Raw genomic sequence first — 5,601 nt, forward strand, 5'->3', positions numbered from 1 at the left:
AGGAGCTTGCTCTTCGGGGCGAGGGCAAAGACCCCGCTGGCCGAGTGGGCGGTGAAGCGGCCCTCCAGGGACCGGGTGAACTGATAGGACAGGACGTGACCGGCGCCGAAGGCGTTGCCCCAGTTCACCCCCGCCTCGTACTCCCAAAGGCCAAGCTGCCGGAACCCACGGTTGTCGATCCCGGTATAGACCCTGAACGGCCTCCTGTCGGACGCCTGCAGCACCAGGTCCGTCTCTCCCGTGGCGCTGCCGGGCTGGAAGACGGCGTTGACGCTCAGGAACGGATTTCCGTTGAGGCGCTCGAGTTCTTCCTCGATCTGGGGGAGAGAGAGACGATCACCGGGCTTGAGGGTGAGCGGCCGACGGATGACGTCCTCCGAGAAGTGCCGGGCGCCGGAGACCGTCACGGCGCCCAGGCGGTACTGCGTCACCACAACCTGCACGACCCCGGAGGTCACGTTCTGAGGCGGAGCGGAGACGTCGAGGAAGGGCTTGCCCTGGTTGACATATCGGGCGCGGGCGAGCGCCCGGATCTGATCCAGGTCGGAGAGTCTCAGCGGTCGCCCGATGAAGGGCGCAATGGCGGATCTGAAGTCGTCGGCGTCCAGTTCCTCAAGGGCGCCGGTGGAGACCCCGGGCTCTCCGGCCACCTCCACGGGAAGCCCCTCGGGCTTCAGAGCGAAGGGGCCGTCCACGAACACCACGCCCCTCAGAACCGGCAAGAGGACCGGATCGGCGCTGTCCGGACGGCGCTCCGGGGCTGAGTCGGAGTCTGCGGGCGGAGCCGACAGGGCGGGCGGGCTGGCTTCGGGAAGCCGGGGCGCCACCTTGGGGTAGTTCTGGGCTTCGGCGACGGCAGTGAAGAGGACATGGCCAATGGTCAGGATGGCGAGCAGCCGAAAGAGGCGGCGGGCCGGCGCGACGGGAAGGGAAGACACGCCTATTGATCCCCTCCATCGCCATCCGCCTGGTCTGCAGCCATGGGGATGAAGATGGTCCAGCTCTTCTCGCCGGCGCCCTGGAGCAGGATGGTGTCGACCGCGTTGATGACGGGCGCACCGGTCACCACCGTCGCAAGGCCGCCCTGAAGGCCCGAAGAGGACTGGCCTGGCTGTCCTTGCAGGATGAGGGGCAGGCTCGCGAGGCCGCTGGTGCGAAGGGTGGAGGGAACTCCCGGTGCAGGGAAGGGGACGAAGACCCGCGGCGTCGCGCCTGCGAAGGAGGCCTGCTGGGCGACGGCGCCGGCCACGGCGTCGGGTCTGCCAAGACCGATGAGGATATCCTTGATGGGATCGCCGGAGGCGAAGTCCTCGATCGTCCCAGGACCGGTCGCCAGGGTTGGCAGAACGTAGTTCGAAAGGCTGACCCCTGCGCCGGCGGCGAAGTCGCTCGGCGCCAGCGTCGCCGTGAGTGTCCGCCGCCCCGGTGTTACGGCGTCATAGACCGCAAGTGTCTGGGTGACGCGAATAGCCTGTCCACTGACCAATCCGGAGACTTCGTAGTCTGCTGAACTCAGCGTGGCGTCTCTGTCGCCGTCGAAGGGCTTGGTGGGATTACCGACAATCGCCACCCCGATTACCGACGGATTGATCCTTCCGGTTCCGGAGGCGGAGGTGGGCAGAACGTAGTTCGACAGTCGCGTCTCGCCCTGCGGCGAGAAGTCGCTGCCGGCCAGGCTGGCTGTCAGGGTGCGTTCACCCGCGTCAGGCGAGGCGTAGGTCCCACGGGTCTGGGTGACGGTGGCTCCCTGCCCCGCAACAAACCCGCTGAGCCGGAAGTCCGCGGGGCGGAGCTCTGCGGAGGCGCCACCGTCGTAGACCTTTGCGGGAGTCCCGATGATGGCGGCCGTCAGGACCGCAGGGTTGATCCTTCCGACGCCGGAGGCGGTGGACGGGAGGCTGTAGTTCGACAGGCGGGTGTCGCCCTGGACGGAGACGTCGCCTGCGCCGAGGTTGACGATCACCGCATGCTGTCCCGCATCGGCGGAGGCGTAGGTTCCCCGGGTCTGGGTGACCGATCCGCCCTGCCCCGCCAGGAACCCGCTCAGGCGGAAGTCAGCTGCGCTGAGGCTGGCGACGTTGGTCCCATCGTAGCTCCTGGTCGGAGTTCCCGTGATCTCGACGGTGAGCGCTCTCGGGCTGATCGTCGCAGAGACGCTGGCGAGGGTCGGCAGGAGGTAGTTGGAAATCTTCGCCCCGCCCGTCAGAACGTAGTCGGATAAAGCGATCGGGACCGAGAAGACGCGCGCGCCGGCGTCCGGGGAGTCATAGTTACCAGAGGCTTTGGAGACGGAACCGCCTTCACCCGGGGCGAAGCCGGAGAGGGAAAGCGCGCCCGGCGCGAGGGCGGCCGTCCCGACCCCGTCATAGGTCTTCGAATAGTTTCCGGACAGGCTGAGGGTCAGGGTCCGGGGATCGATCCGGCCTATGCCGGCGGCGGAAACGGGAAGGATATAGTTGTCAAGGCGGGTCCCGGCATTTGCGGCGAAGTCGGCGCTGGTGAAGGTCGCGGAGACGTTCCAGGTTCCGGCGTCGACGCCACCATAGGCTGCGACGGCGTTCGAGATGCTCGCGCCCTCACCGGAGACAAAGCCGGACAGGGCGATGTTCGCGGGCGAGAGGAAAGCCGTGGCGGAGCCGTCGTAAGCCCGAGCAGGCGTCCCGATGATGGCCGCTGACAACACCCGCCGATCAATGGTCCCCAATCCGCTGGCGGTTGTCGGCAGAGCGTAGTTCGCGAGGGCGCCGCCGCCGGACAGCGAGAAATCCCCCGACGTCAGACCGGTGGTGACTGTCCGGGACCCCGCATCAGCCGAACTGAAGACGCCCGTGGTCTTGGTCACCACCAGGGCCTCGCCGGGGACGAGCCCGGAAACACTGAAGTTGGACTGGCCCAGGGGGGTCGTGGCCGATCCGTCGTAGGTCTTCGTCGGGTTGCCGACGATCGCAACCGTGATGTCTCTCTGGAGGATCGTTCCCGGACCGCTGACAGTGGCCGGCAGAACATAGTTGGAGAGGAGCGTGCCTCCGGTCGGCGCGAAGTCCGATGAACCCAGAGACGTCGTGATCGTCCGCGCTCCGGCGTTCGACGAGTCATAGCTTCCCGCCGTCCTCGTGACCGTCGCCCCCTCGCCCGAGACGAAGCCCGTCAGGCTGAAATTGGTCGCCGACAAGGTCGCGGCGGTCGTTCCGTCGTACACCTTTGTGGGCCGGCCGACGATGGAGGCCGTCAGCGCCCGAGGGTCTATGGTCGCCGAGGCGCTGACGCTCGTGGGCAGCAGGTAGTTCGACGCCAGGGCCCCGCCCGAGAGGCTGAAGTCCCCGGGTGCAAGACTGACCGTCAGGGTGCGGGCGCCGGCATTCGGAGAGTCGTAGGTCCCGAGTGTCTTGGTGACAGATCCGGAATGCCCCGAGACAAATCCCGTCAAGTTGAAGTTTGCGGCAGAGAGGCTGGAGGCTGTACCGCCGTCGTAGGTCTTGCCCAGGGCGCCCGTCAGTGCCAGGGACAACATTCGTGCACTGATGATCCCGGTTCCTGTCGCCTGGTCAGGAAGAACATAGTTCGCCAGGTTGGTGCCTGAACCTGGGGCGAAGTCACTCGGCAACAGGCTGGCTGTCGCCGTGCGTGGCCCGGCGTTCGCCGAATCGAAGGCGCCGGTCGACTTCGTCACCGTCGCGGTCTGACCGGCCACAAACCCGGAAACTGCGAAGTCCGTGGGTGCGAGCCCGATGACCGCGTCTCCGTCATAGACTTTTGTTGGTGTACTGACGATCGTTACCGCGAGCGCTTTCTGGTTGATGAGGCCGCCGCCGCTAACGGATGTCGGCAACACATAGTTTGCAAGGAGCGTTCCAGGGGTGGGTGCGTAGTCCCCGGCCGCCAGTGATGCAGTGACGGTCCGGTCGCCGGCGTTGGCGGAACTGTAGGTAGCGGAGGTCTTCGTGATTGTCGCACCCTCGCCCGCAATAAAGCCCGTCAGGGTGAAGTTCGCCGGCCCGAGGGTCGCCGCCGTGGTTGCGTCGTACACCTTGGTCGGGCTTCCCACGATCGACGCCGTCAGCAGCCGGGCGTCGATGGCGCCGACGCCGGTGGCCGAGACGGGCAGGATGTAATTCGACAGGTTTGTCCCGGGGGTGAAGATGAAGTCACCGGCCGCCAGCGTCGTGCTGATGGTCCGCGACCCGGCGTTGGCGGAGTCGTAGGACCCGGTGGTCTTGGTCACTGTGGCGCCATCGGCGCCGACGAGGCCCGAGAGGCTGAAGTTCCCCGGTGTCAGCGTGGCCGCTGAACCGCCGTCGTAGGTCTTGGTCGGATTGCCTGTGATCGTGGCCACGAGACTCCGGGGATTGATCGTCCCAATCGTGTTCGGCGTGGCTGGTCCGGCCGGCGCGACATAGTTGCCGCCATCTGCGCCGCCCAGGGTGACGGTGGAGATCGAAACGTTGAGGCCGGTCGCCACGTTCGAAGTGGCGAATCCTGCGCCCGTCACCGAGGCGACCGTCACGCTGTCGCCCGGCAGGACTCCGGAGAGGGTGAAGGCCGATGCGGCAGATGGCAGGGCCGTCGTTCCATCATAGGTCTTCACCACGCTGGTGATGGCCAGCACACTGGGAAGAGGCGTGATGGTGGCGGTGATGCCACTGGGCTGGGCGAGCGCGTAATTGCCCGCGTCGGCGCCCTTGAGGGTGTAGGCGCTGACAGTGACGGGCTTGTTGACCCCGGCGTGCTTGGTGTCGAACAGGCCTGACGTGGCGAGGTTGTCCAGACTGACGTCGTCTCCGGCGTAGAGCCCGGTCCAGACGATGGGAGCCGAGTTGTCGATCTGGGCGTCACGGGTGGCGTCATAGACCCGGCTGATCGCGGTCGGTCCGGTGAAGGACACGGTCGCCGGCGTGATGACACCGACCGCGCCATTGGTCAGGGACGGGGCGACCGTGTAGTTCGCCGAGCGCGCGCCCGTGAGCGAGACTCCGGTCAGGGTGACCAGTTTGCTTGTCCCCGCCGCTCTGGTGTCGAAGGTCCCGGACACGGCGGAGGCGTCGACCGATACAGACCCGGTGTCGGACGCAATGACACCTGAAAGAGTGTAGGCCGATCCGGCCAGGGTGGTCAGGCCATTGTAGACCCGCTGCACCTTGCTCAGGGTCAGGGCCTTGGGATCGATCTGGCCGACGCCCGTGGCGCTGGCCGGGAATGCGTAATTGCTCGCAAGGGCGCCCCCGCCGGGGCTGAAATCGGCTGCGGTCAGCGACACCGTCACCGTTCGGGATCCGGCGTCGGCGGAACTGTAGGTTCCGGTGGCCTTGGTCACCGTGAAGGTGTCCGCGCCGATCGTGCCTGACACCGTATAGTCGGTAGGGTTGAGGGTCGCCGTCGTCGTAGCGTCGTAGATCTTGGTGAAGGAACCGAGGATTGAGACCGTCACGCTTCGGGGAGTGATGGTCCCCGCCCCCGTGGCGGAACCCGGCAGGACATAATTGGCCAGGCTGGTCCCGGCATTGGCGGTGAAGTCCGAGGCCCCCGAGAAGGTGACGGTGAAGGGCCGTTCTCCGGCGTTGGGCGAACTGAAGTTTCCGGAGGTTGCGTTGATGCTCGCGCCCT

Annotated in this window: 2 protein-coding genes; both read right to left on the minus strand. The window is 66.6% G+C overall.

Annotated elements, in window-relative coordinates:
* Nucleotides 1–938, minus strand: a 938-nt coding sequence (locus INE98_RS13765; protein ID WP_293539644.1) for a POTRA domain-containing protein, incomplete at its 3' end; no start/stop codon positions are given.
* A gap of 2 nt (nt 939–940) precedes the next feature.
* Nucleotides 941–5,601, minus strand: a 4,661-nt coding sequence (locus tag INE98_RS13770) for an S-layer family protein (RefSeq protein ID WP_293539645.1), incomplete at its 5' end; no start/stop codon positions are given.

This window comes from Phenylobacterium sp., assembly GCF_020253645.1.
GTDB lineage: Bacteria > Pseudomonadota > Alphaproteobacteria > Caulobacterales > Caulobacteraceae > Phenylobacterium.